The organism is Kribbella sp. NPDC051718, from assembly GCF_040681515.1.
Lineage (GTDB): Bacteria > Actinomycetota > Actinomycetes > Propionibacteriales > Kribbellaceae > Kribbella.
Genome location: NZ_JBFAYZ010000016.1, coordinates 81,680 through 107,368 on the forward strand (window position 1 = coordinate 81,680; position 25,689 = coordinate 107,368).

Below are 25,689 nucleotides of genomic sequence, written 5' to 3' on the forward strand. Positions count from 1 at the left end.
GAGAGCCCTAGGCGGGTTTGAGTTTGATGCCCGGGATGGTGAGGGCCCTGCCGCCCGGGCCGAAGACCTGGCTGAAGCTGAGGGACGCGGTGGTGAGGTTGTCGGGGAGGTGGCCCTTGAAGGTGATGGTGCCGCGTTGGAAGCCGCCGGGTGGGACGATATCGGTCCACTGGCTGCGGAACGCGTCGACCTCGAGGGTGGTGCCGTCGGAGCCGGTGAAGGTGCAGAAACCGAACAGGGGAAGGCTCAGCGAGGCTTGCGTGGTGTTCCGGACGGTGACCTCGACGCGGGTGAAGTGTGAGGTGTAGGTGACGTGTTCGACCGTCGCGGTCAGGCCGCTGCCGCTCTTGGTGACCATTTGGACCAGGCGGTCCTCGCCGGACTCCTTGCCGGTGATGTAGCCGGCGGCGTACTGGACCCCGGCTGCAGCGGCGAATCCGCCGACGCCGACCACGGCCAGTACGACGAGGATCGCAACCGCGGCCGGGGTGCCGCGGCGACGGGCGGGGGCTGACGTAGTACCGGAGCCGGCCGGTTCTTTGGATGCTGCCTCGATCAGCGCGGTGACCATCGCCGCGATGAGGGCTACCGTCGGCGCCGCCAGCCAGCGGGTGATTCCGCCGACGTGGTCCGCGACGAACGCGGAGATTCCGTTGGCGGCGAGGCCGACGCCTTCGACGACGCCCGCGATGACGATGATCTTCACCAGTCGCACGCGGCTGCCGGTCGTACCGGATGGTTTCGAAGCCGGTACTTCGGGAGCGGCGGCCGGTCCGTGGAAGGTGAGCACGGCGTCGCCGATCTGGATCCGGTCGTTGTCCTGCAGCGGTACCGAGGCCGTGACGGGCAGGCCGTTGACCCTGGTGCCGTTGCGCGAACCGTCGTCGCTGATCGACCAGCCCGCGCCCGTCAGCCGCAGGCGGGCGTGCGACCGGGAGGCGAGCTCGTTGGCGTCGAGATGGATGTCGGCCACCGGATCGCGCCCGATGGTCATGATCGGCCGCCCGGCGGACAGCACCCAGCGCTGCTCGCCGAGGGACAGAAACGCATCGTTGCCCACCCGCGCCTCCCCAGCGCACCGCACCTCTGTACCGAGTGTGCGCGGACGGCCACGGCGGGGTCCATGGTTTAACGGAAAACCGCCCTGAAACTGGCGCTTTCCGGCGGACTATGTCCTGTCCAGCGGGCCAGGAAAGCGATGTCCGGACCGTGACAACGTGGTCACTTGGCGTGTTGGTGCCAGCGGCATTTCCGCGCCTTGCCGGGGAATATGCACGGGCATAGTGTCCGTCCGCGCGCTCTACCGGGTGGTAAACGAAGGTGAGGACCGCAGTACGCCAGGTGGGGAGCCGGTGCGTTCCAGGCGGAGATTGGTGCAGCTGCCTGCCAGCCCGGCGTTGCGCGATCCGCCCAGCACCATTTTCGCGAAGGGACCACACCGATGGTCTTGTTTCAGCGTTCCCGTAAACCCGCCACCGTTCTGGCGATCCTCAGCCTCTCGGTAGCCACCGCTGCCGCGCTGGGGACCTCGGCCTCCAGCGCCGCGCCGAGCGCGGCACCGCCACCACGGCCGACACAGGCCCAGTCGAAGACGTTCGCGGCCAAGACCGCGACGTCGCTGGTGGCGGCCCGTCCTGCCGCGTTGCATGCCGGCAAGTCGGACAGCTTCATCGCAAAACCCGTGATCTCCGAACCGTCCGGGCTGCAGTACGTCCCCTACGAGCGGACCTTCAAGGGTCTTCCCGTCGTCGGCGGTGACTTCGTCGTCGTCACCGACGCCGACGGCGCAGTCAAGGCAACCTCGGTCGCCCAGACCACAGCGATCCCCGACCTAGCGACGAAGGCCGGTATCAGCGCCGCGACCGCCAAGGCGACCGCGACCAAGCAGTTGAAGGTCGTCACCTCCAGCACCACGCCGACGCTTGCCGTGTACGCCCTCAGCGGTACGCCGAAGCTGGCCTGGGAATCCCGCGTCACCGGCAGCAACGGCCACGAGCCGTCCAGCCTGTCCGTGTACGTCGACGCGGCCTCCGGCAAGGTGCTCGGTACCAAGGAGCACGTGATGGCCGGCACCGGTACGGGCGTCTACAGCGGGCCTGCCCCGCTGACCCTGGCGACCACGCTGACCGGTAGCACGTACTCGATGAAGGACCCGGGCACGACGAACCTGTCCTGCCAGGATGCGGCCAACAACACCACCTTCTCCGGTCCGGACGACGTCTGGGGCAACGGTGTCGCCACCAACCGGGAGACCGGTTGTGTCGACGCGCTCTTCGCCGCGCAGACCGAGAAGAAGATGCTCACCGACTGGCTCGGCCGCAACGGCATGGATGGCTCTGGTGGAGCCTGGCCGATCCGCGTCGGCCTGAACGACCAGAACGCGTACTACGACGGTTCCCAGGTCCAGATCGGCAAGAACACCGCCGGTGGCTGGATCGGTTCGATCGACGTCCTGGCGCACGAGATGGGCCACGGCATCGACGACCACACCCCGGGTGGTATCTCGGGTTCGGGAACGCAGGAGTTCGTCGCCGACACGTTCGGCGCGGCCACCGAGTTCTACAGCAACCAGTCGGCCTCGTACGACCCGCCGGACTTCCTGGTCGGCGAAGAGGTCAACCTGGTCGGCAGCGGCCCGATCCGCAACATGTACGACCCGTCGGCGCTCGGCGACCCGAACTGCTACTCGAGTTCGATCCCCGGTACCGAGGTACACGCTGCGGCCGGTCCCGGTAACCACTGGTTCACGATGCTGTCCCAGGGCAGCGGCGGCAGCCCGAACGTGCCGACCTGCAACAGCTCCACGGTGACCGGTCTGGGCATCCAGAAGGCCATGAAGATCATGTACAACGCGATGCTGATGAAGACGAGCAGCAGCTCGTACCTGAAGTACCGCACCTGGACGCTGACCGCTGCCAAGAACCTGTACCCGGGCAGCTGCACCGAGTTCAACACCGTCAAGGCGGCGTGGGACGCGGTGAGCGTTCCGGCGCAGGCCGCTGACCCGACCTGCAGCGTCAGCGGTGGCGTCACCGTCGGCAACCCGGGCAACAAGTCCGGCGTCGTCGGTACCGCGATCGCGTCGTTCACGCTGACGGCCACCGGCGGCACCGCGCCGTACACCTGGTCGGCCTCCGGCCTCCCGGGTGGCATCACGATCGGCTCGTCGACCGGCACCATCTCCGGTACGCCGACCGCGGCCGGCACCTACAACGTCACCGCAACGGCGACCGCGAGTGCCGGTGGATCCGGTAGCACCTCGTTCACCTTCACCATCACCGGTGGCGGCGGCGGATGCTCCGGCCAGGTCCTGGGCAACCCGGGCTTCGAATCCGCAACTGCGGCACCTTGGACGGCCACGGCCGGAGTGATCGACAGCTCCGCCAGCCAGCCGGCTCACGGTGGCGCCAAGAAGGCGTGGCTCGACGGCTACGGAACGACTCACACCGACACGCTGAGCCAGTCCGTCACCATCCCGGCCGGCTGCCACGGCACCCTGTCCTTCTGGCTGCACATTGACACGGCTGAGACCACCACCACGGTCCAGTACGACAAGCTGACGGTGAAGGCGGGCGCCACCACGCTGGCCACGTACTCCAACCTCAACAAGGCCGCGGGCTACACCCTCCGGTCCTTCGACGTCTCGTCCCTCGCGGGCACGACGTCCACCATCACCTTCACCGGCACCGAAGACAGCTCCCTCCAGACCTCGTTCGTAGTAGACGACACAGGCCTGAACCTGAGCTGATCTGAAAGGCGAGGCCCCGGCAACTCCCCAATGAGCTGCCGGGGCCTCGTCACGCCAACTCAACTCCCCACGCCACCTCCGCCGTCCGCTCCTGCGTCGCCCGCTCGGCGAAAGCTGTTGCTCACAGCCCCGAGTCGTCGAGCGGTCCGGCGTACTGTCGTCTGGTGGTGACCGACTTGCACCTGGCGGCGAATGGATTCCGCCTGGGATCCGAAGGACTGAGCTGTGCCTGGTCGACCTGAGATTGTGTGCATCTGTGGCTCTGCCCGATTCGTGGACGAGATGCACGCGGCGAACCGCGACTTGACCTTGACAGGCGTCATCGTCGTAGCGCCAGGCGTCTTCCCGCAGGCCGAGGAGCAGGATGCAAACGGGTTCATCACCAACGAGCAGAAGGTCGCGTTGGGTGCCCTCCATCTGAGCAAGATCGACCTGGCTGACCGCGTTCTGGTCGTCAACCCCGGCGGGTACATCGGCGAGTCCACGAGCAGGGAGATCGCCTACGCCCGCGCCACGGGCAAGCCGATCTCGTTCACCGATCCCGTCTGATCAGTCCCCGTCAGCTCAGGTACTGGGTGACTAGGTGGTTGGTGTATTTGCGGGGGACTGGTTCGCCGGTGATGAGGACTCGGTAGTAGATGGGGCTGACGAGTTGTTCGACGGCTGAGTCGACGTCTGTGGTGGTGGGGAGGTCGCCGCGGGTGATTGCGTTGAGGAAGGGCCGGCGGTCGCGGGCTCGTTGGTGGGCTAGGTGGTCGGCGCGGAGGCGGGCGGCGACGGTGGGGTCGTGCTGGGCTTGGCCGGCCAGGGCGCGGAAGACGGCGCCGGCGTCGGTTTTGGTGAGGAAGTCGGCGAGTCTGGCGAGGTGGCGGCGGAGGTCGGTGGCCAGGTCGCCTGTGTCCGGCGGGGTCAGGTACTGCGCTGCGTCGTCTACGAACGCCTCGATCAGTATCTCCGTCTTGGACGGCCACCAGCGGTAGATCGTCTGCTTCGCGACGCCGGCCCTGGTCGCGATCCCCTCGACGGTCAGCCCCGCGAACCCCTTCTCCACCAGCAGATCGTCGGCCGCCTCGAGCACCGCCTGCCGTGCTTCCTCGCTCCGCCCATGCCTGTTCCCGTGGTGCACAGCCCTTCCTCCTTCATGGTCTCTTGTCTAGACCATACGTTGCGTCTAGTCTAACGATCATGACCAACACACTGCAAAGTCCCGCGGTCCAGAAGGTTCTCGACCGCCTCTTCGAAGATGCGAAGCGCGACGACGACGTACGTTCGCCCAGCGGCGACGGTTTCTCCTACGAGTCGGCGACCGCACAGGAACGTGCCGACGCCCTCGCCGACATCTACATGCCGATCTCCGCAGCCGGCGGCGGCCTGCTCTATTCGCTGGTCCGAGCCGCCCGCCCGTCGACGGTGGTCGAGTTCGGTACGTCGTACGGCATCTCCACCATCTACCTGGCAGCCGCCGTCGCCGACAACGGATTCGGCGAGGTCCTCACCACCGAACTCAGCGCAACGAAGATCGCCGCCGCCCAATCAAACCTGACCGAAGCCGGCATCGCCGACCAGGTGAAGATCCTCCCCGGCGACGCCCTGACCACCCTCGCCGACATCCCCGGCCCGATCGGCCTGCTCCTCCTGGACGGCTGGAAAGACCTCTGCCTGCCCGTACTACGCCTGCTGGAAGACCGCCTAGCCCCCGGCGCCCTGGTCGTCGCCGACGACAGCTCTTTCCCCAGCATGTCCGACTACCTCACCTACATCCGCAACCCCACCAACGGCTACGTCACCACATCGTTCCCAGTAGAAGACGGCATGGAAATCAGCTGTCGAGCCTGACTGCGCCAGCGCCCGTGATGCCGAGGCGAGTCGGCTCCTGTGCAGGTGGACAGGAGGTAGTCGCCGACGCCAGCGTCGTCGCCGCGCGCCGGTCGACGGAGTTGGGTCGATCAGGCGACCACTTCCTGTCCGCGTGCACGCCCCTAGTTCAAGGTCATCCGGGGTTCGCCGTTTGTCAGGCCGGTGCTGGTGATGGTGCAGGTGCCGCCTCGGTTGAGGGTGTAGGTCTGGCGGACGCAGTTGCGGAGGGCCAGTTGGCCCCAGTAGTTGGGGTGGATGGATTCCTGGATGAAGTAGTTGGAGCCGACCGTCGTGACGGTGCGGATCTGGTTGATCCATTCGGTCCGGTCGACGGCGGTGGGTTGGGTCCAGGAGGAGAGGCCTACCTCTTCGTACAGGCCGACTGTCTTCTCGCAGAGGCGGCGGCCGTTGAAGGTCGACTGGAGTTCGAGTAGGCGCGTGTTGGTCAGGCCGGACTGGCCGATCGCGGCGCGGACCGTGTTGTTGATGGTGGGAAGGGCAGTCGCGTTGGCCCAGTCCGCATCGGCGTTCCAGAAGCCACAGCCGCCGACGCTCTGCCGGGTGAAGCCGGATTGCCCGTAGCGGAAGCCACTAGCTGCAGGGATAGGAGACGGGTACGTCTGCACGAGCAGTGTCCAGGCCGCGTCGCCGTAGCCGGCGTTGCGCATCGCGGTACGGACGTTCTGGAAGGCCGTTGCGATCCGGCCGCGGACAGCGGTCACGTTGGCCGAGGTGAAGTTGGCGACGACGGATGAGTCGTCGCGGCAGTAGTCGGGGTTCCAGGAGGGTGACAGCAAGAAGTCGGTCACGCAGGACTGCACGATCGAGGCGAAGTTGAAGTCGTTGCCGCCGATCGACACGACCACCTGCTTGACGTTGTGCCCGGCCGCGAACTGCTGCAACAGCTTTGCCTGACCGAGGTGCCCAGCGCCGTCGTCGTAGAAGTCGAGGCCGGGCTTGAAGTTGTCGCCGGTCGTCGTACCGGTCGTGGCGCCCGAGCAGGCGAGGTTGAGCCCGCCGACGCCACCGCCGATGTAGGCCTCGGCCGACTTGCTGCGGTGGCAGCGGGGGATCGTCTCGGCGGTACCGGCCGCGTTGTCGTGGTAGGCGTGGGCGCCGAGTGCGTCGGCGGGTGCCTCGGAGTCGTTGGAGCTGCCGGCCCAGCGTCCTGCTTCGCCGGAGATGTACGAGTCGCCGACGGTCACGACGTACGGCGTACCGGAGCCGGGGCCGTCCGCATGGGCCGCGGGACTGGTGACGACCAGGCTGCCGGCCGTCAGGGTGAGTGCGGTGATGGTCAAGGACAGTCGTCTGGGCACAAGGGCCTCCTCGCCGGGGCGGGCGGCGACCATTCGGACCCCGTGATGGTCACCGTGCAGCGAGAATGTACTCCCGGGTAATCAAGGAAAATAGACCGAGTGTGCTGGCACGTTTGCGCCCTGTCACCACCGTGTCAATTACTGCCGGACTGAGGCGGAGCTGGGTAATGCGTTGACCACCAGGACCGACAGCGTTCGCCGAGTTGTTCGCGCTCGTTGTCGCCGAGGCCGTACAAGGTGAGTACGGCCATCGCCGCCCCCGACGGCTTCGCCTCGCCAGGTGCGATGTAGCTGAGCACGAGCAACCCATCGCCCCATTGGTCCACGGTCAGCCCGACCTGATGCTCGGATCTGAACCACACCGACCCGCTCAAAGACTCGCCGACAACCTCGGCCCGGTACTCCGAACCGACAGCGCCGTCGAGCCCGAGCAACTCGGCCGGCCCCGCACTACGAACACCCGTCCCCGAGTAGAACAAAGTTCGTCGCGCCGCCCCCGGATGCCGTTCGAGCGCGAACCGCAACTGGTGAAGGAACGTGATCCACCCCTCGGTGATGTCGTCGTAGTACGCGTCCCAGTCCGGATTGGCCCCGTACGCCGCCCGCGTCAGGGTGACCTTCGAGCCACCCTCCCAAGGCTCCACCACGAATCGATCGCCGTTCGGGCTGGTCAGCGTGTGGCCGTCCTCGACGGTGCCGTCGCTGAAGTAGATCAGGTCGATCTCGGCATCCAGCTGCGGATCCTCCCAGCCATGCCAGTGCCGGACCTTCTCCTTGTCCCGCAGGGCATCCCAGACCGCGTCGACCGGCGCGGCCACGACCACCACGATCTCGGGAGTTTCCTTGCTCATGCCTTCTCTCCTTCTGTACTGCGAGGCGCCGGGTGCCCGCCGGCGATCACCCGATAGGGCCGCCCGTCAGGGCTGTCGAAGCTCTCAACCACCTGCCGAACCGCCGCGGTCAGCGCATCGGTGAAGCGATGCACATCGCCCGGCTCCGCGAACCGCACCGCCGCCTCGAGCGTGAACGTCAGCAGACGCTTGCCCTCGGCATCGGCCGCGTTCTGCATCCGGGCCACCTCGCGAACGGTGCCGGCAGCAACCTCCACCAGATGCTCGGCCGCGTACTGATCACCCATCCGGCTGAAGGCCCGCCCCATCACAGCCGGATCGACGACGAAGGAGCCGGAGGTCGCCTGCAGGATCCGCTCGACACACCCCCGCCGCTGCCGCTCCTCGACCAGCTCCACCAGCCCGGCCTTCTCCAGCTCACGCAAGTGGTAGTTCACCCGCTGCCGAGGCAACTCCAGTGCTGCGGCGAGCTGAGTCCCGGAGGCGGGTTCCTGCAACAGATCCAGCAGCTTCCGGCGCAACGGCGACAGCGCGGCACGCACCTTCTCCGGCTCCTCCAGCAACTTCACGCCGTCCACTCTCGTATTGACAGTCTCGTTTGTCAATACGGCATGGGGGAGCATGAGCGCATGGTGATCGAGGGGCCGCAGTTGCCGGTGGGGACTCAGGTGGTGTTGCGGGTTGAGCGGCGTGACGAAGCCGGCGGCAGTGCGCAACGTGGGGCGACCGGACGGGTCACCGGGGTGACGAGCGACGGCCAGTACGTCGTCACGCTGGTCGACGGGCGGGAGGCGACGGCCAAACGCGACCAGCTCAGTCTGCGTACGGCGTACCAGAGTGAAGCCGTTGCCGTGGATCAGCCGGATGGGGATCGGCTGGTGCTCGAGCACACGATCTATGCGGCCGTCGTCGGGTCGCGGGCGTTCGGGCTGGACACGGATGCCTCCGACACGGACACCCGTGGGGTCTACGTCGCGCCGACCGAGGCGTTCTGGTCGCTGGGTAAGCCGCCGATGCATGTGGACGGGCCGGCCGAGGAGTGGTTCTCGTGGGAGGTCGAGCGGTTCTGCGAGCTTGCGCTGAGGGCCAACCCGAACCTGCTCGAGGTGCTCCACTCGCCCTTGGTGGTCAAGCAGACGCCGCTCGGTGAAGAGCTGGTCGGCCTACGGCGCGACTTCCTCTCGCAGCTCGCCTATCAAACGTACTCGGGCTACGTGCTGAGCCAGTTCAAGAAGATCGAGGCGGACTACCGGCGCGACGGCGCACCCAAGTGGAAGCACGTCATGCATCTCCTCCGGTTGTTGCTCGCGGCCCGCACTCTCCTGACGGAAGGTGAGCTGGTCGTCGACGTAGGCCCCAACCGCGAACGGCTGCTGGCGGTGAAGCGAGGTGAGATCGCATGGGACGAGGTCGAGCGCTGGCGACTCGACCTGCACCACGACCTCGAAAACGCCTTGCGGAAAACGGTTCTGCCCGCGGTACCGAAGGTCGCGAAGGTTGACGCTTGGCTCAGATCGGTCCGGAGGAGAAGCATCGGTGACGCGTGACATACGCGAGCCCTCCTGCCCCCGAGGCGGTGGTCGGCCTGACGACCGGCCCGTGTCTGGCTGAGAGGGATCTGACAGGGTATTACTTAACTCTGTGAAGCTATTGACATCTGATCTGATGGAAGAAATAGTTTCGTTCTGAAAACAATCAGAAAGCAGAGTGAATCAACAGTGTCGAACGCCAAGGTGCTGCAGCTCCGCTCGGCGGGGGTCAGCCTGGTCCTGGACTGCTCCGGTCCGGCTCTTCCGTCCGTCCTGCACTGGGGTGCGGACCTCGGCCCGCTGGACGAGGCCGCGCTGACCGATCTGAGGACAGGTGCGGGCGCGGTCCAGGCCGGCAACGGTCTGGACGACAACAAGCCGGTCGCCATCATCCCGGAGTACTCCGCGGGCTGGTTCGGCCTGCCGGGACTCAACGGGCACCGGGACGGGCAGGACTTCTCCGCGTCCTTCCAGCTCACCGAGGTCGCGCAGTCCGGCAATGCGGTCCAGGTCTCCGCGACCGACCCGCAGGCCGGGTTGAGCCTCGCCCTGGTGATCGAGCTGACCGACTCCGGTCTGGTCCGGGCGAAGGCCGAGCTGACCAACACCGGTACTTCCGTCTACACGGTCGACCAGCTGCTGGTCGCTCTGCCGGTGCCGACCGAGGCGACCGAGCTGTTCGACATGACCGGCCGGCACATCGGTGAGCGGCACCCGCAGCGGCACGCGTTCACCCAGGGCGCGCACATCCGCGACAACCGCCGCGGCCGCACCGGCGCCGACGCCACTCTGCTGCTGATCGCCGGCACGCCCGGCTTCGACTTCGGCGCCGGCGAGCTCTGGGCCGTCCACACCGCCTGGAGCGGCAACCATCGCTCGTACGCCGAACGCGGCATGAGCGGGTACGCCGTGATCGGCGGCGGCGAACTGCTCCTCCCCGGTGAAGGCCGCCTCCAGCCCCAGGGTTCCTACAGCACTCCGTGGATCTACGGCTCCTACGGCATCGGCCTCGACCAGATGTCGACCCGCTTCCACGAGTACCTCCGTGCGCGCGACACCCACCCGAAGACCGACCGCCCGGTGGTACTGAACACCTGGGAGGCCGTGTACTTCGACCTGGATCTCGACAAGCTGAAGGCGCTCGCCGACGCGGCCGCCGAGGTCGGCGCCGAGCGGTTCGTACTCGACGACGGCTGGTTCCGCGGCCGCCGCGACGACCACGCGGGTCTCGGTGACTGGTACGTCGACGAAGGCATCTGGCCGAAGGGCCTGCACCCGCTCGTCGACCACGTCACCGGCCTCGGCCTGCAGTTCGGTCTGTGGTTCGAGCCGGAGATGGTCAACCCCGACTCCGACCTGGCCCGTGAGCACCCCGACTGGATCCTTGCCACCGGCAACCGGATGCCGCCGACCGCGCGGCACCAGCAAGGCCTGAACCTCGGCATCCCGGAGGCCTGGAACTACTTGCTCGAGCGGATCGACAGCATCCTGACCGAGTACGACATCAGCTACATCAAGTGGGACCACAACCGCGACTTCGTCGACAGCGGCAACCAGCAGACCGGTACGGCGGGCATCCACGAGCAGACGCTCGGCGTGTACGGGCTGCTGGACGAGCTAAAGCGCCGTCACCCCAAGGTCGAGATCGAGTCCTGCTCGTCCGGTGGTGCGCGGGTCGACCTGGCCATCCTCGAGCGCACCGACCGGGTCTGGGGCAGCGACAGCAACGACGCGCTGGAGCGCCAGAAGATCCAGCGCTACACCCAACTGCTGCTGCCACCGGAGCTGATCGGCTGCCACGTCGGACCGCCGAAGGCGCACACCACCGGCCGCACCCAGAGCCTCGCCTTCCGGGCGACCACGGCGCTGTTCGGCCACTTCGGCATCGAGTGGGACATCAGCCTGGCGTCCCCGGAAGAGCGCGAAGAGCTGGCCGGTTGGGTCGCCCTGCACAAGGCACTCCGCCCGCTGTTGCACACCGGCCGGGTAGTCCGCGCCGACCGCGGCTCGGACGACTTCCTCCTCCACGGAGTAGTAGCCCAGGACGGCTCCCGCGCGGTCTTCTCCGCAGTACAGGTAGCCCAGTCGATCACCTCCGACGTCGGCCGCGTCCGGCTGCCGGGTCTCGACAAGGACCGCGTCTACCGAGTCAGCAAGCTAGCCACCCCAGGCCCCCAGCCCCGCCACTCGGCTCCCTGGTGGGAGAACGGCAGCACAGTCCAACTCAACGGCGCAGCACTAGCGGCCGTCGGCGTACAGGTTCCGGCGCAGTGGCCTGAGAGTGCAGTACTACTTGAGGTCCAGGCGATCGACTAGCTCGCACTGCTGTAGCGACGGCTGGCGACCTGCCAATGCAACAGGGTGAGCAGGACGCCGACCGTCAGCAGTAGCGCGGCTGTTGAGAGCGCTGCGGCAGTACCGGTCAGAACGCCGACCGGTACTGCCGCGATCAGCCCGGCCGGTACGATCGTCGCCAGGACGAGCTGAACGGACTTCGGGAAGTACGTCTGCGGGTACTTCCCGGCCTCACGGGCTTGCTGCGCGACATCGTTGATGGGCGCCGCGCTCTCGGTCCAGAACGCGAGGTACGCGAGGTTGGCCCACAGCAGGCTGTAGCCGACGAAGCCGGTCGCGATCCAGATTGCTGCTTTGGCCAGCAGCGCCGGATCGATCGACAGGTGGGCCGCATGGGCACCGGCCGCGGCCAGGGCAAGCCCGGTGACGACCCGTCCGAACTCGGCCGGCTCCATCCATCGCAATAATGCGAAGAGCTGGGCGTTCACCGGGCGGATCAGGATCAGGTCGAGCTCACCCTGCCGGACGTAGGTGTCGATCCGGCGCAGGTTCGGTGCGACGAAGCAGTCCATCAGGCCGGTGCAGGCGCCGTACAGGCCGACGACGACGAGCGTCAACGGGCTGTTCCAGCCGGTCGCTGTGGTCGACATGCCGGTGAGGACGAGGACCGGGACCAGGCCGAGGACCAACTCGGCGGCGGACGCGATCGCGTTGATGATCGTCTGGCTGCGGAACTGCAGGTCGCGCCGAAGTGCTTGCCTCAGGCAACTCATCCACAGCCGTCCGTACCGCCTCATGCGCCGGCGCCCTGATAGCTGCGCAGCCCGAGCCGCCAGGTGACGATCGCGGCGCCGAGGAAGGCAGCGGACCAGCCGGCCTGCCAGCCGAAGCTGCCGGCCGTCGGGTCGCCCAGCAGCACCTCGAGGGGGAACGACACCATGAACCGGAACGGCTGGACCGCCAGGAATCCGGCGAAGGCCGGTGGAAACAGAGCGAGTGGGATGAGAGCGCCCGACAGCAGGCCCGAGACCAGGAACCGCAACCGGTTCACGGCCGTGACGTCCTCGAACCAGAACGCCAGCGAGCCGATCACCACATCCAGGGTGTAGGCCATGCCACCGGCCAGGGTCAGCGCGACTCCGAAGGCTAGCCACCGGCCGGGCGACGACGGGAGCTTGACCTGGTCGCGGAAGATGAGGCCGAGCCCGAGGGCCAGCGGGACCGCGAGCAGCAGTTTGATCAGCTTCTCGCCGAGGTTGTTGGCGAGGTTCGCCAGATGGGTCGAGCACGGCCGGACCAGCCAGCTGCTCAGCTTGCCCAGCCGGATGCTCTCGGCCATGAAGCCCGAGGTCCAGCTGGCGGTCAGCATCACGACCAGGCCGACCATCACCAGGTACGTCGTGAGGAACGTCTCGGTGATCGGCGGGGTCGCCCCCTGAGCGATGGCGCCGCGCCAGACGAGCAGCGAGATCGCCGGCGAGATGATGGTGGCGAGTTGGAGGAAGAGCAGCCACCAGCGGTAGGTCAGCGTCGTCGTGAGCTCGCGGGCGATCAGTACCCGGAGGATCCGTACGGTCCTCATGCATCCGCCGTGAAGAGCTTCGACATCACCTGGTCCAGGTCGTCGCCGTCGTGCGACCGGGCTCGCAATGCCGGGAGATCGCCGTCGAAGACGGGACGGCCGTGGTTGATCACGACGATCCGCTCGCACAGGGCGGCGACGTCGTTCATGTCGTGGCTGGTGAGGACGATCGTGGTTCCCAGGTCGCGGTTGAGCTCGGCCAGGAAGGTACGGACGGTGAGCTTGGCGACGACGTCGAGGCCGACGGTCGGTTCGTCCGCGAAGAGCAGTTCCGGGCCGTGCAGGAGGGCGAGCATCAGCTCGCAGCGCATCCGCTGGCCGAGGGAGAGCTTGCGGACCGGGATGTTGAGGATGTCCTGGATCTGCAGGCGGTGCGACAGGTCCTCGACGGTCTGGTCGAAGACTGGCTTGGCGAGGGCGTACATCTCCTTGTGGATCAGCAGGGAGTCGTACGTCGAGACGTCCCACCACAGCATCGACTTCTGACCGAAGACGACGGAGATCCGGGAGAGGAAGTCGTAGCCGCGCTTCGACGGGCGACGACCGAGTACTTCGAGCTCGCCGGCGGTCGGTCGCAGCAGGCCGCAGAGCATCTTGATCGTGGTCGTCTTGCCGGCGCCGTTCGGGCCGAGCAGACCGATCACCTGGCCGTGGGGCACGGTCAGGTCGAGCGCGTCGACCGCGACTCGCTCGTGGCGGTCCGGGCGGAACAGGCCTAGCACGGCGCCGCCCAGCCCTGGGCGTTGCTCGGTGTAGCGGTACGTCTTGGTCAGAGCTTTGGCCTGGATCGCGGACATGGGTCATCCAATCCGCGACCCCGCGCAGACTGGGGAGGTCGCAACACTGGAGAGCCGGAACGGCCTGCCGGCGACGCGCCCGAGGAGTTCGGGGCGACTCGGCCGAGCCTAACCGACGGCGCCTTTCGGTACATCTGATTTTCGGCCGCGTACGCCGCCGGGAGTAGTCGAGGTGTCGCCGTGGAGGGGACGCGGAGAACGGGGCTAGGGCGACACGATCGGTGCAGTCGGATCACTGCGAATACACCGAGGAGTGTCATGAACGAGGAGAAGCCGATTCGGATCGGCGATCAGGAGCGGGAGGAGGCTGTCTCGCGGCTGGGTGCGCACTACGAAGCCGGGCGGCTGAGTGCTGATGAGCACCAGGAGCGGGTCGGCGAGGCGTTGCAGGCGAAGACGCAGGCCGATTTGGCGGCGCTCTTTGCGGACCTACCGGGGGAGTCGACTGCCGGCCCGCAGCAGGGTGCTGAGCCGCGGGGGCAGGGGGTCTGGAGTGGGCGTGGCGGAGCGCAGTACGGGCCGCCGTGGGCTGGGCGGGGGCCGCTGGGGCGGATCCCGTTGCCGTTGTTGATTGTGCTGGGTGTTGTTGGGGTGCTGGCGTCGATTGCCTGCACAGTGCTGGGTGGGCATCCGCCGTTCTTGCCGTTGGTGTTGCTGGTGGTCGGTGTGGTGATCGCCAAGAAGCGTCGGCAGGAGCGGCGGGCATGAGGGCGGCGTACCGGGTACTGGCGTCGTTGATCGCGATCTCCGTGGTGCTGCAGGTGGCGTCGATCGCGCTGGCCGGGTTCACGATCGCCAGCGATGCCGAGGACGGGACGACGATCGGGGCCGACTACAGCAACTTCGGGCAGAGCTATCACAGCATCGCCGGTACTGCGATCGCCGTGCTCGCGCTCGTCTTCCTGATCGTGTCCTTCCTGACCGACGTACCGCGTGGCCGTGCCCTGGCGGGGATCGTGCTCGGGTTGGTGGTACTGCAGTTCGTGCTCGCCGTCGTGTCGTTCGGGCTGCCGGCGCTCGGCATCCTGCACGGCATCAACGGACTCGCGATCGCCGCCGTCGCAGGGATGGCCTCCAGCAGGGCAGCGACCCCAAGCCAGCCGGCCAGTGCGTAAGTGGAGGGGACGGCTGATCGCCCTGGGGGTGACGCTGGCGGTACTCGTACCGCTGGCGTACCTCTGGGCGACCAGCCTCGTCCCGAACAACTACTCGGCGATGGACATGGGGTACGCCGACTACGGCGGCGGCCCGTCGATGGCCGGCCACATGCATCACGGCGGGATGAGCGTCACCGACCTGACCGGCCCACGTGATGGCAAGCCGGACGAGGCCGTCACGCTGGTCGCGCGGAAGCAGAAGTTCTCCCTCACGAGTGGTGAAGCGGTCGACGGATTCACCCTCAACGGCTCGTCGCCCGGCCCGCTGATCCAAGCCAGGCAAGGCGATCTCGTCGAGGTCACGCTGGTCAACGAGTCGGTACCGGACGGCGCGACCCTGCACTGGCACGGGATCGACGTACCGAACGCGGAGGACGGCGTCGCCGGCGTCACTCAGGATGCGGTGCCGGTCGGTGGCAAGCACGTCTATCGCTTCAGAGCGGACCACCAAGGGACGTACTGGTATCACTCGCACCAGGTGTCGAGCGAGGAGGTCCGCGACGGCCTGTTCGGCACGATCGTCATCGGCGGCGCGCCGGACGACGTGATCGCCGCGATCCACACCTATGACGGCAAACGCACGATCAACGGCCGAACCGGCCAGCAGCGGCTAGTCGTTGCTGCAGGCAAGAAGATCAGAGTCCGGGTCATCAACACGGACAACACGCTCGTACGGACCGGGCTCGCCGGCGCGGAGTACAAGGTGGTCGCTGTCGACGGCCGAGACGTGCACGGCCCAGCGCCGACAACCGCAGCATTTCCTCTGGCCGCAGGTGCGAGAGTCGACCTCGAAACCATGGTGCCCGCAGCCGGAGCGCTGAAGCTCGAGGCCGGCACGGTGTCGTTGCTCCTGGGAGCCGGCGACGATCCAGGATCGTTGCCTGACGCAACCGTTGACCTGCTGACCTACGGTACGCCGGCGCCGCTCGGCCTCGATCCGGCGAAGGCGGATCGGCGGTTCGAGTACAAGATCGGGCGCACGCCAGGCTTTCTCGATGGGGTGCCCGGCCTGTGGTGGACGATCAACGGGCACAAGTTCCCCGACGTACCGATGTTCATGGTCGCCGAGGGGGATGTGGTGGTGATGACGATCAGCAACTCCAGCGGGCAGGCGCATCCGATGCACCTGCACGGTCACCACGCGGTCGTGCTGTCCAGGAACGGGGTCGCGGCGAGCGGGTCGCCGTGGTGGATCGACACTTTGGAGGTGGGGGACAAGGAGACGTACGAGATCGCCTTCGTCGCCGACAACCCGGGCGTCTGGATGGACCACTGTCACAACCTGCCGCACGCGTCGGAGGGGTTGATGACGCATCTGGCCTACGAGGGCGTCAGTACGCCGTACCGGGTGGGTGGCACCAGCCACAACAAGCCTGAGTGACCTATTGATCGATGGAAATGGATCGTTCTATAGTTCCGGATCATGGCTGAGTTGACCAGCAGGCCGCTCGACCCGAGCACCTGGCCCGACTTCGCCCGGCTGGTCGAGGACCACCGGGGAGTCTGGGGTGGGTGCTGGTGCATGGGCTTCCATCCCGACGGGCTCAAGGGCAAGAACGCCGAGCAGAACCGCGCGGAGAAGGAAGAGCGGGTGAAGACCGGGCAGACGCATGCGGCGCTGGTCTTCGACGGCGACGACTGCGTGGGGTGGTGCCAGTACGGGCCGACGGCCGAGCTGACCCAGATCAAGCATCGCAAGGTGTACGAGAAGGAACTGACCGTGCTGCCGGACTGGCGCATCACCTGCTTCTTCGTCGCCAACAAGCGCCGGCGGCAGGGCATCGCGGCGGCAGCCCTGGCCGGTGCTCTGCAGCAGATCGAGCAGGCAGGCGGCGGTACGGTCGAGAGCTATCCGGAAGACACCACCGACCGCAAGACCTCCGGCTCGTTCCTCCACAACGGCACCCTCGCCATGTTCGAACGCGAAGGCTTCACCCGCACCCGCCAGATCGGCAAACACGCCTGGGTCGTCACCAAGAAGCTCACCTGAGGAACCCCAGGCCGACTCGTGTCGTCTACTGGACGAGATGAGCGACGACGACGGTACCGACGACCTCTACGGAAGACAGCTCGCACTACTACTGCTGTTCTTCGGCGGTACCGCCGGACTGCTGCTGCTGATCGCCTGGGCGGCGAGGCCCAACTGGATGTGGGACGGGCCTCTGGTCGCCTTCGCGATCGCCGGCGGCGCCTGCTACCCGGCACGGTTCATGGTCGAGCGGTTCGCTTGGTGGAAGCGGCTCGAGCAGCCGACCCGGTGGACGGTCGCACGGCGCGAGCGGGCCGCGGAACGCGAACGGAAGCTCCAGCGGGAGTACCGGCAGCAGGAGCGCGACGCGCAAGCGCGCGAGGGCCAGGGGCGGCACACCGCGCGGAGACGGTTGCGGGTCGGCACTCTCCTGGTGAGGCTTCTCGGTCTGGTGCTGGTGCTGGGGTCGCTGGCGATCGTTCCGCTCGGCGTGAGGTCGGGTCGCGCCGACGAGCACCTCGCCGGATCGGCGCCGTTGCAACAGGCGGTGGTGGTCTCGGTCGAGGAGGACAAGTGGTCGAAGAGCGGCGACCTCACGATCAAGGTCGCCCGCCCCGGTGACGGTGGGACCGTCGAGATCTACGGAGCCGACGAAATCGATCCGCGTCCGGCGGCCGGCGACAAGATCGGCGTGTACGTCGACCCGGACGACCCCGAGAACGTGCTCGCTGCCGACGCGGACTGGGTCATGCACTGGTACTGGTACCTGGTCTGGATCGTCATCAGCCTCGTCGCCTTGTGGTTCAGCAGCATGCTGCTGCTGTGGTGATCACGTCGAGCACGAGGCCGAGCTGCTGCGTCAGGTGCTGCCGGAATCAGGCGGAGATGGTTGCCCTTAACAACAGTTGGCGGCAGGCGGCGTCCAGGGCAGCCCGCTGGGAGGCGTAGAAGCCGTGCCAGTAGGGCTCGTCCGGCTGGAGGTCGCCGTGCTCGCCGATGTCGGCGTACCAGTCGCAGCCGGCTCGGAAGACCCGTGCGTGCAGGTGGATCTCTGTGTCAAGGTCGCTCATCGCTCGCATCCCCGTGAAGTCGAGAAACAGCCAACGAAAACCTGTCTCCATCATGAAACGGGCAGTCGCCGAAACCCCGGCTCGACACGCGGGCAGGCTCGAACGGGTCAGTCGGCAGGCTGGGAGAGGACCAGGACGGTGATGCGCTGGGCCGAGTTGTTGGCGAAGCCGCCCCGGTTCCAGGGCGCCTCGATCGGCTGGACCCGGCCGCTGGCGTCGTGGGCGCGGACGGTGAGGACGTGTTCGCCGGGGACGGCGTCCCAGTCGAAGGAGAAGCCGCGCCAGGACAGGTCGTTGCTGTCGGCATCGAGTTTCGCGTCCTGCCAGCTGACACCGGCGTCGACGCTGACCTCGACCCGCTCGATCGGTGCCCAGCCGGACCAGGCGCGGCCCTGCAGGACGACCGGTCCGGCGGGGACGAAGCGGTGCCGGCTCATGAAGTCCGGGTGGCCGGGTGGGATCAGCAGCGCGCGTGGCTCGATCCGGGTGATCCCGACGCCGACCTCGTTCGGCTCCTGCCGGATCCGGTACGCGACCGCGTTCTGGTACCCGGTGAACTCGTGGTCGATCAGCTCGATCGAGCGCAACCACTTCACGCTCGCCATCCCGTACCAGCCGGGCATGATCAGCCGTAGGGGATACCCGTGCTGCGGTGGCAGCGGCGCACCGTTCATCTCCCAGGCGACGATCGCGCCCGAGTCGAGCGCCTCGGTGACGGTCAGCCCGCGCTGGTAGTCCTGCTCGATGCCGCGCTCGAACCCGTGGTCCGCGCCGGTGAACACCACGTCGATCGCATCCTTGCGGATCCCGGCCGCCCGGATCAGCCCGGCCAGCGGTACGCCGGTCCACTCCGCCGTGCCGACCGCTTCCATCAACCAGGGCTGGCTGATCGGCCGCGGATGCAACCCGGCCCGGCCGTTGCCCGCGCACTCCAACGTCACCCGGACGGTCTGCCGGCCCATCGCCCGCAACTCGGTCATCCCGAACGACAGTGGTTGCTCGACGCAACCATCGACGGTCAGCCGCCAGTTGGCCGCGCTGGCCGCCGGAATGTCGTAGTGCACCAGCACGTAGTGCAGCCCGGCCGGCGTCAGGTCGTACCGCAACGCCTCCAACGGCATGCCGTGGTTCCGGGCCGCCAGTTGCAGCTCGTCCCCGGTGATGCCCTCCCCGGTATCCGCCAACCGCCCTTTGCCACTGAACTGCTCGATCGACATATCAGCCCCCTGATGCCACCTTAAATCAAAGGTGTTGTCAGAGCCATCCGTTGTCGATGGCGATCCGGGCGGCCTCGGCGCGGGTGCGGGCGCCGGTTTTGCCGATCGCGGCGGAGAGGTGGTTGCGGACGGTGCCTTCGGACAGATGGAGTCCGCGGGCGATGTCGGCGACGGTGCCGCCTTCGCGGGCGGCGCGGAGTACGTCGGATTCGCGGGCGGTCAATGGGCTGGTGCCGGCGACCAGGGTCTCGGCGGCCAAGGATGGGTCGACGACGCGCAGGCCTTGGTGGACCCGGCGTACGGCGTCGGCGAGCTGGGCCGCGGGGGTGTCCTTGACGACGAAGCCGGCCGCACCGGCCTCCATCGCGCGACGCAGGTACCCCGGCCGGCCGAACGTCGTCACCATCAGTACCCGAACCTCCGGTACTGCGCGACGCAACGCGGCCGCCGCCTCGATCCCGTCGAGCCCGGGCATCTCGACGTCGAGCAGTGCCACGTCGGGCTTGGTCGACCGGACCGCCTCGACCACCTCGTCGCCGCGGCCGACCTCGGAGACCACCTCGAGATCTGGTTCGAGATCCAGTAGCGCGGCGAGCGCGCCCCGGACCAGCGCCTGGTCGTCAGCGATCAGCAGCCGTATCGTCACGAGGCAACTCTGACAGCCAACCGGAAGCCGCCACCCGGCGCGGTCCCGATCTGCACGCTCGCCCCAGCCTCGTCGGCCCGTTCACGCAGCCCGACCAGCCCGTGCCCGGACGCACCACCGCCAGGCGTCGGCCCCTTGCCGTCATCCAGTACTTCGACCTGCTGCGCGGCCAGCTTGATCGTGCACTTCTTCGCCCCGGAGTGCCGGACCACGTTCGTCACGCCCTCCCGCACCACCCACGCGAACAACTCGCGATTCGCCTCCGGCACCTCGTCCATCACGGTCGGCAGCTCGGCCTTGATCTCGGCGGCCTGCAACGCCGACCGCGCGGACACGAGCTCTCCGGCCAGGCTCAACTCCCGGTACCCGGCGACGGCGGCCCGTACGTCGGCCAGCGCCGCGCGGGCCAGCCTCTCGACATCGGCGACCTCAGCGGCAGCGCGGTCCGGATGCCCCTCGATCAGCCGCCCGGCCAGCTCCGCCTTCACCGTGATCACCGTCAGCGAGTGCCCGAGGATGTCGTGCAGATCCCGGGCGAACCGGCCGCGCTCCTCCTGTACTGCGAGCTCCGCGAACTCCTTGCGCGCCACCGCCAGCTCGACGCTGCGCAGCATCGCCCGGCGCATCGCGAAGACCGCGAGCCCGCCGAGCACGATCGCCAGGCTGTAGCTGCCATCGTCCTTCCACCCCGGAACTGTTCGCAGCACCAGCTCGGCGAGTGCCAGCAGGCCGACCCCGAGCGCGACGCCGAACCGGAGCGGCAGGATCATCATGCCCATCGCCTCGACGAAAACCAGCGTGGTCAGCGCGCTCTCGCCGGCCGCCGGCAGCATCAGGGCGCCGAGCCCGAGCAGCACCACGACGAAGCCGATCTGGAGCCCGATCGGCGCCTTCACCCGGGCCATGTTCCGGGCCCGGGCGTACCAGAAGAAGCCCATGTAGGCGACGACGAACAAGACGATCGCCGCCAGCCCGAGGACCCGCTCGGCCATGTTGTCGTGCTTCACGATGTTCTCGAACGGCTTGTTCAGGAAGAACAGCCAGACGCCCGCCATCAGCCAGCCGAAGCCGGGCCGGCGGCGGACGCTGTCGAGCCCGTCGCCGATGGCCTCGAACCGGTCCACCGGCGACGGCTGCTGGGAAGTGCTCACGAGTTCACGCTAACCGGTCGGTGCTCAGGCGCGGGCGGTGTCGGCGCGGTACCGCCGCAGTGCGATGAAACCGAGAACGACGGTCCAGGCCAGCACCACCAGCACCGCGTTCATGTCCAGGCCGTTCTGCGACAGGGCGCTGCGGGAGCTCTGCCCGGTCCAGTACGCCGGGGTCAGCTGGGCGATGTGCTTCATCAGCGACGGCATCGAGTCGACCGGCAGCCACAGTCCGCCGAAGGCCGCGATCAGCATCGTGCTCAGACCGGTGATCGGCTGCACGCTGTCCGGCTTGGCGACGTACCCGATGACCAGGCCGATCGCCGCGAACGGCAGCGCGCCGAGCCAGGAGACCAGCGCCACGGAGACCCACTGGGAGACGCTCAGGTGCACGTCGCCGACCGTCATCCCGAAGAGGAAGACGACCACCAGCGGCGGGATCGCCAGCAGCAGCGACAGGATCACCTTGGAGATCACGTACGCCTGCGGCTTCAGCGGGGTGAGCCGCAGGGTACGGTTCCACCCGCCGTCGCGCTCGGCGGCGATGATGCCGCCGCTGCTCATCGCGGCCGACATCGAACCGAAGATCGCCATGCTCACCATCACGTAGGCGATCGCCGAGATGCCGCTCTCGCTGGCGTCCTTGGGGATGGTCAGGCCGAAGATGGCGAACAGGATCACCGGCATCAGGATCGCGAAGATCACCACCCGCCGGTTGCGCAGCGTGCGCCGGATGTCGAATTTCAGGTAGTCGAGGTTCATGCCAGGGTCTCCTGCTCAGCGCTGAGTGCCAGTACGGCGTCCTCGAGGTCGGCCGAGGTCACCTCGATGTCATGGGCCGGTGTGTTGGTCAGCAGATAGCGCAGCGTGTCGTCGGAGTCGCCGCACTGCAGCAGCACGACGTCGCCGCGAGTCTCCACATTCCGTACTCCGGGCAGCGACGCCAGCATGGCGAGGTCGGCACCCGGTACGGTCGCGCGGATCGTCCGGCCGGACACACTCGCCTTGATCTGCGCGGCGGTACCGTCGGCGACGACCCGGCCGCTGCGCATCAGCACCACGCGGTCGGCGTACGCGTCGGCCTCTTCCAGGTAGTGGGTGGCGAACAGTACGGTCCGGCCGCGGGCCGTCTCGGCGTGCATCGAGGCCCAGAAGTCACGCCGGGACTCGACATCCATCCCGGTGGTCGGCTCGTCGAGCACGATCAGGTCGGGCTGCGGGATGATCGCCATCGCGAACCGGACCCGCTGCTTCTGCCCGCCGGACAGGCCCTTCATCTTGCGGCCGTACAGGTCCGCGATCCCGGCCGCTTCGAGCGCCGCGGCGACCGGCATCGGGTCCTTGTGCAACCCAGCGACCAGGTTCAGCAGCTCGCCGACCTTCGCGTCCTCGATGATGCCGCCGCTCTGCAGCATCACGCCGATCCGGCTCGCGGCGATCGCCTCGGCCGGTGACGTGCCGTAGACCTGGACGCTGCCCTGGTCCGGGCGGACCAGGCCGAGCAGCATCTCGATCGTGGTCGACTTGCCGGCGCCGTTCGGGCCCAGCATCGCCACCACCTCGCCCGAGCGGATCGTCAGGTCCACCCCGGCGACAGCCTGTACGTTGCCGTACCTCTTGGTCACACCGCTCAGGGTGACCGCAGTCGTTGTCGTCATACCCAGGATGCTGCCGGTGCATGGCGTCCCGGCCCTGGATCGGCCGTCACGACCCACCTATGACATCCGTCAGCGCCAACTCAGGGTTGGGGGTCAGGGTCCACCCAAGCTGCAGCAGCTCCCCGCGCTGCGCGCGGGGAGCTGCTGGTTAGAGGAGGCGGTCAGCCGAGGGGCGGCTGGCCGGTCAGTTGGGTCAGGCTGGGAGGGTCCAGAGCTGGTTGGCGCTGCCTGCGCAGGTCCAGATCTGCAGCCGGGTGCCGTCGGCCGAGCTCTGGCCGGTGGCGTCGAGGCACTTGCCGGAGTTGGGGTTGAGCAGGTTGCCGTTCGACTGGGCCTGCCACCCCTGGGCTCCGGTGCCGTTGCAGTCGTAGAGCTGGACGAGCGAGCCGTTCGCAGTACCGGCTGCGGCGACGTCCAGACACTTGCCCAGGGCACGGATCGTGCCGTCGGTGCCGACCGTCCAGGTCTGCGCGGTGCTGCTGTTGCAGGTCCAGAGCTGGACCGCGGTGCCGTTCGCGCTGTTCCCGCCGGCGACGTCGACGCACTTGCCGGCGATGCCCTTGATCGGGCCGGTCTTGCCGCCGGTCGGCGGAGTACCGGTACCACCTGCCGCGTCGAAGATCGCGCTGACCAGCGAGGTGCTGCCGGTCGTGTCCTGGGACAGCTCCCAGTTCATGATGCCGCCGGCGTTGGCCACCGCCCACGTGGTCTTGCGCTTGATCGTGGGGATGCCGTTGTAGCACTGCTGGGCGCCGTTGGCCTGGATGCAGTCGACGTTCGCGTTGTTGGGGTTCATCGCGACGATCTGCGAGTAGGTCAGGTAGCCCGGGCGGCTGTAGAACGGCACGCCGAGCACGGTCTTGGCCTTCGGCAGGCCACGGTTCTTCCAGAAGTTCGCCGAGGCGATCGACCAGTCGTAGTTGGCGTGCGGGCTGCCGCCGTCGTAGGCCATGATGTTCAGCCAGTCGACGTAGCCGAAGACGGCCGGCTGGACGCCGTTGGCGGTACCACCCTCGGACACCACCGCGGCGGTGAGCAGCTTGCCCTGGCCGTGCAGCGTGTTGCTCAGCTGCTGCATCAGCAGGGTGTAGTGGTCGCCCGAGGCGCCCGGGTCCGGGTACTCCCAGTCGATGTCGACGCCGTCCAGGCCGTACTGGTTGATCAGGCCCATCACGGCGTTGGTGAAGGTGGTCCGGCCGCCGGAGCTGGCCGCGAACGACTCGAACGCGGAGTCGTTGCCGTCGTTCCAGCCACCGATCGACAGCGAGACCTTGACCCCGTTGGCGTGCGCGGAGCTCACCAGCGAGGACAGCTTGCCGCCGTCCGGGACTCCTTGCAGGGTGCCGTTGGAGTTCGGCAGGACGAACGCGTAGTTGATGTGGGTCAGCTTGCTGAACTGGACGGCGCTGACGCTGCCGGCCCACGACGGCAGGTAGCCGATGCTCTTGAAGCCGGCGGGTAGCGCGGCGGTGGCGCTGCTCGCGGTGACAGCGGTCGGGGCGGCGTCGGCCTTCGGGGCCGGGGCGAAGGTTGCTATCAACCCGGCGGTGCCGGTCGCGAGCGCGAGGGCCGCGATGGCCACCCGACTTCGGAGCTTCATCCTTGACGACTTCATGGGGGCGGTGTCCTTTCGGATGGACCCTCGCGCCGCACCCGGATGGCTCACACAGATCGACGACAGCCGCTCGGTCGCGGGCAGAGGCGATCGAGCGGTGGCATCTTCTCAAGCACCTTCCGGGGGCGGCTGTTGCGAAGGTGAATATAGAAGAGATCTGACCGAAGTCATGGTTAGTTTGCTCGGATGTCTGACCGCCGTCAAGACGTCATGACGGTTCAGAATGCGCATTCTCGCGGTTGAGATCCCATGTTTAGATGTCCGGCGCCTCGGAATGGGAGGTGCGGGTGATGCTGATCGAGGCCGCTACGACACAAGCCATGCCGGCCAGCTGGATGACCGCGAGGCGCTGGCCGAGGATCAGGAAACCGGCGGTGGCGCCGACGGCCGGCTCGATGCTCATCAGGATGCCGAAGACGACCGGCTTCATCCGGCGCAGCGCCAGCGTCTCGAGTGAGTAGGGGAGTACCGACGAGAGGACGGCGATCGCCAGGCCGATCGCGAGCGAGTGCCAGTGCAGCAGCTCGCTGCCCGCGCTGATCAGGCCGATGGGTGCGGTGATGAGGGTGCTGACGATCATGGAGAGGGCAAGGCCGTCGAGTTGGGCGAAGCGCCGGCCGGTCTCCGCGCTGAGCAGGATGTAGCCGGCCCAGAACGCACCGGCCAGCCCGGCGAATCCCACGCCGAGCCAGTCGACCTTGCCCAGCTCATGCCCGTTCACCAGTACTACGCCGAGCGCGGCGCCGGCGACGGCGAACAGGTCCCGGCGTTTGCGCGACATCGCGGCGGCCAGGCCGAGCGGACCGATGAACTCGATGGTGACGGCGACGCCCAGCGGCAATCGCTCCAGGGACAGGTAGAACGACAGGTTCATCAGCCCGAGCACGATGCCGAAGGCAACAACTGCGAGGAAGTCCCGCTTGGTGCGGTTGCGGAGGCTCGGCCGGGCGATCAGCAGGAGGATCGGCACTGCCAGGGCCAGTCGCAGCGAAACGGTGCCCGCGGCCCCGAGTTGCTGGATCAGCTTGGCCGCCAGCGCGCCACCGAACTGCACGGACACCACGCCACCCAGCACCATCGCCGTCGGCGGCACCCGAAATGTACGCACAAACCGAATCAGATCACGTGGGGGTGGGGGAGGCGGACCGCCACCCCATCAATGCCGGGGAAGGCGCGGTCGGCCAGGCGCGGTCGGGGCGAGGGGTGGGGTGGTTGATGGGGTGGCGGTGCG

At 67.7% G+C, this 25,689-nt stretch carries 26 protein-coding genes; 10 read left to right on the forward strand and 16 right to left on the reverse strand.

What is annotated here, in order from left to right; genetic code table 11:
* Nucleotides 1-7 precede the first annotated feature (7 nt).
* A complete protein-coding gene (locus AB0M15_RS39090; protein ID WP_363831285.1) occupies nucleotides 8-1,060 on the reverse strand; it encodes an FHA domain-containing protein in 1,053 nt (350 codons plus the stop codon).
* Nucleotides 1,061-1,441: 381 nt separating this feature from the next.
* Here AB0M15_RS39090 and AB0M15_RS39095 point away from each other — a divergent pair, with 381 nt between their 5' ends.
* Both AB0M15_RS39095 and AB0M15_RS39100 read left to right on the forward strand, forming a co-directional pair.
* Complete coding sequence (locus AB0M15_RS39095) at nucleotides 1,442-3,748, forward strand: M4 family metallopeptidase (protein ID WP_363831288.1); 2,307 nt, start codon at nucleotides 1,442-1,444, stop codon at nucleotides 3,746-3,748.
* 225 nt (nucleotides 3,749-3,973) lie between these two features.
* Nucleotides 3,974-4,297 carry a hypothetical protein gene (locus AB0M15_RS39100; RefSeq protein ID WP_363831291.1) on the forward strand — a complete coding sequence of 108 codons (324 nt, stop codon included), beginning with the start codon at nucleotides 3,974-3,976 and terminating at the stop codon, nucleotides 4,295-4,297.
* A 10-nt stretch (nucleotides 4,298-4,307) separates the two neighbouring features.
* Here AB0M15_RS39100 and AB0M15_RS39105 read toward each other — a convergent pair whose 3' ends face one another.
* Nucleotides 4,308-4,874 (reverse strand): TetR/AcrR family transcriptional regulator, encoded by a 567-nt coding sequence (locus AB0M15_RS39105; protein WP_363831294.1) that lies wholly within the window; start codon nucleotides 4,872-4,874, stop codon nucleotides 4,308-4,310.
* 59 nt (nucleotides 4,875-4,933) lie between these two features.
* On the opposite strand from AB0M15_RS39105, the gene AB0M15_RS39110 reads away from it, so the two are divergent.
* The gene (locus AB0M15_RS39110; protein ID WP_363831298.1) at nucleotides 4,934-5,584 is read left to right on the forward strand and encodes a class I SAM-dependent methyltransferase; all 651 of its coding nucleotides are present in this window, start codon (nucleotides 4,934-4,936) and stop codon (nucleotides 5,582-5,584) included.
* Nucleotides 5,585-5,727: 143 nt separating this feature from the next.
* Here AB0M15_RS39110 and AB0M15_RS39115 read toward each other — a convergent pair whose 3' ends face one another.
* From AB0M15_RS39115 to AB0M15_RS39125, 3 genes are all read right to left on the reverse strand, one after another.
* Complete coding sequence (locus AB0M15_RS39115) at nucleotides 5,728-6,924, reverse strand: hypothetical protein (RefSeq protein WP_363831302.1); 1,197 nt, start codon at nucleotides 6,922-6,924, stop codon at nucleotides 5,728-5,730.
* Nucleotides 6,925-7,058: 134 nt separating this feature from the next.
* The gene (locus AB0M15_RS39120) at nucleotides 7,059-7,775 is read right to left on the reverse strand and encodes a hypothetical protein (RefSeq protein WP_363831305.1); all 717 of its coding nucleotides are present in this window, start codon (nucleotides 7,773-7,775) and stop codon (nucleotides 7,059-7,061) included.
* A complete protein-coding gene (locus tag AB0M15_RS39125; RefSeq protein WP_363831309.1) occupies nucleotides 7,772-8,344 on the reverse strand; it encodes a winged helix-turn-helix domain-containing protein in 573 nt (190 codons plus the stop codon). Before AB0M15_RS39125 ends, AB0M15_RS39120 begins: the two co-directional genes overlap by 4 nt.
* Nucleotides 8,345-8,404: 60 nt before the next feature.
* On the opposite strand from AB0M15_RS39125, the gene AB0M15_RS39130 reads away from it, so the two are divergent.
* Complete coding sequence (locus AB0M15_RS39130) at nucleotides 8,405-9,322, forward strand: nucleotidyltransferase domain-containing protein (protein ID WP_363831314.1); 918 nt, start codon at nucleotides 8,405-8,407, stop codon at nucleotides 9,320-9,322.
* Nucleotides 9,323-9,493: 171 nt separating this feature from the next.
* Nucleotides 9,494-11,620 (forward strand): alpha-galactosidase, encoded by a 2,127-nt coding sequence (locus AB0M15_RS39135; protein WP_363831317.1) that lies wholly within the window; start codon nucleotides 9,494-9,496, stop codon nucleotides 11,618-11,620.
* Here AB0M15_RS39135 and AB0M15_RS39140 read toward each other — a convergent pair.
* From AB0M15_RS39140 to AB0M15_RS39150, 3 genes are read right to left on the reverse strand one after another with little or no spacing between them, the layout of a single operon-like run.
* Nucleotides 11,617-12,396 (reverse strand): ABC-2 family transporter protein, encoded by a 780-nt coding sequence (locus tag AB0M15_RS39140; RefSeq protein WP_363831320.1) that lies wholly within the window; start codon nucleotides 12,394-12,396, stop codon nucleotides 11,617-11,619. The two genes, AB0M15_RS39135 and AB0M15_RS39140, sit on opposite strands and share 4 nt — an antisense overlap.
* A complete protein-coding gene (locus tag AB0M15_RS39145) occupies nucleotides 12,393-13,181 on the reverse strand; it encodes an ABC-2 family transporter protein (protein WP_363831323.1) in 789 nt (262 codons plus the stop codon). Before AB0M15_RS39145 ends, AB0M15_RS39140 begins: the two co-directional genes overlap by 4 nt.
* Nucleotides 13,178-13,978 carry an ATP-binding cassette domain-containing protein gene (locus AB0M15_RS39150; protein ID WP_363831326.1) on the reverse strand — a complete coding sequence of 267 codons (801 nt, stop codon included), beginning with the start codon at nucleotides 13,976-13,978 and terminating at the stop codon, nucleotides 13,178-13,180. The genes AB0M15_RS39145 and AB0M15_RS39150 overlap by 4 nt, the downstream gene beginning before the upstream one ends.
* A 258-nt stretch (nucleotides 13,979-14,236) precedes the next feature.
* Between AB0M15_RS39150 and AB0M15_RS39155 the strand changes: the two genes are divergently transcribed.
* The 5 genes from AB0M15_RS39155 to AB0M15_RS39175 are packed head-to-tail and all read left to right on the forward strand — an operon-like array spanning nucleotide 14,237 to nucleotide 17,933.
* Nucleotides 14,237-14,686, forward strand: a complete 450-nt coding sequence (locus tag AB0M15_RS39155) for a DUF1707 domain-containing protein (protein WP_363831329.1) — start codon at nucleotides 14,237-14,239, stop codon at nucleotides 14,684-14,686.
* Entirely contained in the window at nucleotides 14,683-15,093 is a 411-nt protein-coding gene (locus AB0M15_RS39160) for a hypothetical protein (protein ID WP_363831332.1), read from the forward strand. Before AB0M15_RS39155 ends, AB0M15_RS39160 begins: the two co-directional genes overlap by 4 nt.
* The gene (locus AB0M15_RS39165) at nucleotides 15,086-16,516 is read left to right on the forward strand and encodes a multicopper oxidase family protein (protein ID WP_363831335.1); all 1,431 of its coding nucleotides are present in this window, start codon (nucleotides 15,086-15,088) and stop codon (nucleotides 16,514-16,516) included. Before AB0M15_RS39160 ends, AB0M15_RS39165 begins: the two co-directional genes overlap by 8 nt.
* A 42-nt stretch (nucleotides 16,517-16,558) precedes the next feature.
* Complete coding sequence (locus AB0M15_RS39170; protein WP_363831339.1) at nucleotides 16,559-17,125, forward strand: GNAT family N-acetyltransferase; 567 nt, start codon at nucleotides 16,559-16,561, stop codon at nucleotides 17,123-17,125.
* Nucleotides 17,126-17,162: 37 nt separating this feature from the next.
* Nucleotides 17,163-17,933 carry a hypothetical protein gene (locus AB0M15_RS39175; protein WP_363831342.1) on the forward strand — a complete coding sequence of 257 codons (771 nt, stop codon included), beginning with the start codon at nucleotides 17,163-17,165 and terminating at the stop codon, nucleotides 17,931-17,933.
* Nucleotides 17,934-17,979: 46 nt separating this feature from the next.
* Here AB0M15_RS39175 and AB0M15_RS39180 read toward each other — a convergent pair whose 3' ends face one another.
* From AB0M15_RS39180 to AB0M15_RS39215, 8 genes are all read right to left on the reverse strand, one after another.
* A complete protein-coding gene (locus tag AB0M15_RS39180) occupies nucleotides 17,980-18,174 on the reverse strand; it encodes a hypothetical protein (RefSeq protein ID WP_363831345.1) in 195 nt (64 codons plus the stop codon).
* Between the two features lie 107 nt (nucleotides 18,175-18,281).
* Nucleotides 18,282-19,391, reverse strand: coding sequence for a sulfite oxidase (locus AB0M15_RS39185; RefSeq protein WP_363831348.1), 1,110 nt, complete (start codon nucleotides 19,389-19,391; stop codon nucleotides 18,282-18,284).
* Nucleotides 19,392-19,428: 37 nt separating this feature from the next.
* Nucleotides 19,429-20,037 (reverse strand): response regulator transcription factor, encoded by a 609-nt coding sequence (locus AB0M15_RS39190; protein WP_363831351.1) that lies wholly within the window; start codon nucleotides 20,035-20,037, stop codon nucleotides 19,429-19,431.
* Complete coding sequence (locus AB0M15_RS39195) at nucleotides 20,034-21,188, reverse strand: sensor histidine kinase (RefSeq protein ID WP_363831354.1); 1,155 nt, start codon at nucleotides 21,186-21,188, stop codon at nucleotides 20,034-20,036. Before AB0M15_RS39195 ends, AB0M15_RS39190 begins: the two co-directional genes overlap by 4 nt.
* 24 nt (nucleotides 21,189-21,212) lie before the next feature.
* Nucleotides 21,213-21,947 (reverse strand): ABC transporter permease, encoded by a 735-nt coding sequence (locus AB0M15_RS39200; protein ID WP_343980251.1) that lies wholly within the window; start codon nucleotides 21,945-21,947, stop codon nucleotides 21,213-21,215.
* Nucleotides 21,944-22,843, reverse strand: a complete 900-nt coding sequence (locus AB0M15_RS39205; RefSeq protein ID WP_363831359.1) for an ABC transporter ATP-binding protein — start codon at nucleotides 22,841-22,843, stop codon at nucleotides 21,944-21,946. Before AB0M15_RS39205 ends, AB0M15_RS39200 begins: the two co-directional genes overlap by 4 nt.
* Before the next feature lie 193 nt (nucleotides 22,844-23,036).
* Nucleotides 23,037-24,443: a glycosyl hydrolase family 18 protein gene (locus AB0M15_RS39210; protein WP_363831362.1), complete on the reverse strand. Its 1,407-nt coding sequence runs from the start codon at nucleotides 24,441-24,443 to the stop codon at nucleotides 23,037-23,039.
* A 268-nt stretch (nucleotides 24,444-24,711) separates the two neighbouring features.
* Nucleotides 24,712-25,566 carry an EamA family transporter gene (locus tag AB0M15_RS39215; protein WP_363831365.1) on the reverse strand — a complete coding sequence of 285 codons (855 nt, stop codon included), beginning with the start codon at nucleotides 25,564-25,566 and terminating at the stop codon, nucleotides 24,712-24,714.
* Between the last annotated feature and the right edge of the window lie 123 nt (nucleotides 25,567-25,689).

Bases quoted from the DNA above. Each gene is read 5' to 3' on its own strand.
- AB0M15_RS39160 (WP_363831332.1), top strand. From the start codon at position 14,683: ATGAGGGCGGCGTACCGGGTACTGGCGTCGTTGATCGCGATCTCCGTG.
- AB0M15_RS39170 (WP_363831339.1), top strand. From the start codon at position 16,559: ATGGCTGAGTTGACCAGCAGGCCGCTCGACCCGAGCACCTGGCCCGAC.
- AB0M15_RS39175 (WP_363831342.1), top strand. From the start codon at position 17,163: ATGAGCGACGACGACGGTACCGACGACCTCTACGGAAGACAGCTCGCA.
- AB0M15_RS39140 (WP_363831320.1), bottom strand. From the start codon at position 12,396: ATGAGGCGGTACGGACGGCTGTGGATGAGTTGCCTGAGGCAAGCACTT.
- AB0M15_RS39205 (WP_363831359.1), bottom strand. From the start codon at position 22,843: ATGACGACAACGACTGCGGTCACCCTGAGCGGTGTGACCAAGAGGTAC.
- AB0M15_RS39110 (WP_363831298.1), top strand. From the start codon at position 4,934: ATGACCAACACACTGCAAAGTCCCGCGGTCCAGAAGGTTCTCGACCGC.
- AB0M15_RS39185 (WP_363831348.1), bottom strand. From the start codon at position 19,391: ATGTCGATCGAGCAGTTCAGTGGCAAAGGGCGGTTGGCGGATACCGGG.
- AB0M15_RS39145 (WP_363831323.1), bottom strand. From the start codon at position 13,181: ATGAGGACCGTACGGATCCTCCGGGTACTGATCGCCCGCGAGCTCACG.
- AB0M15_RS39155 (WP_363831329.1), top strand. From the start codon at position 14,237: ATGAACGAGGAGAAGCCGATTCGGATCGGCGATCAGGAGCGGGAGGAG.
- AB0M15_RS39120 (WP_363831305.1), bottom strand. From the start codon at position 7,775: ATGAGCAAGGAAACTCCCGAGATCGTGGTGGTCGTGGCCGCGCCGGTC.
- AB0M15_RS39150 (WP_363831326.1), bottom strand. From the start codon at position 13,978: ATGTCCGCGATCCAGGCCAAAGCTCTGACCAAGACGTACCGCTACACC.
- AB0M15_RS39130 (WP_363831314.1), top strand. From the start codon at position 8,405: ATGGTGATCGAGGGGCCGCAGTTGCCGGTGGGGACTCAGGTGGTGTTG.
- AB0M15_RS39095 (WP_363831288.1), top strand. From the start codon at position 1,442: ATGGTCTTGTTTCAGCGTTCCCGTAAACCCGCCACCGTTCTGGCGATC.
- AB0M15_RS39180 (WP_363831345.1), bottom strand. From the start codon at position 18,174: ATGAGCGACCTTGACACAGAGATCCACCTGCACGCACGGGTCTTCCGA.
- AB0M15_RS39200 (WP_343980251.1), bottom strand. From the start codon at position 21,947: ATGAACCTCGACTACCTGAAATTCGACATCCGGCGCACGCTGCGCAAC.
- AB0M15_RS39210 (WP_363831362.1), bottom strand. From the start codon at position 24,443: ATGAAGCTCCGAAGTCGGGTGGCCATCGCGGCCCTCGCGCTCGCGACC.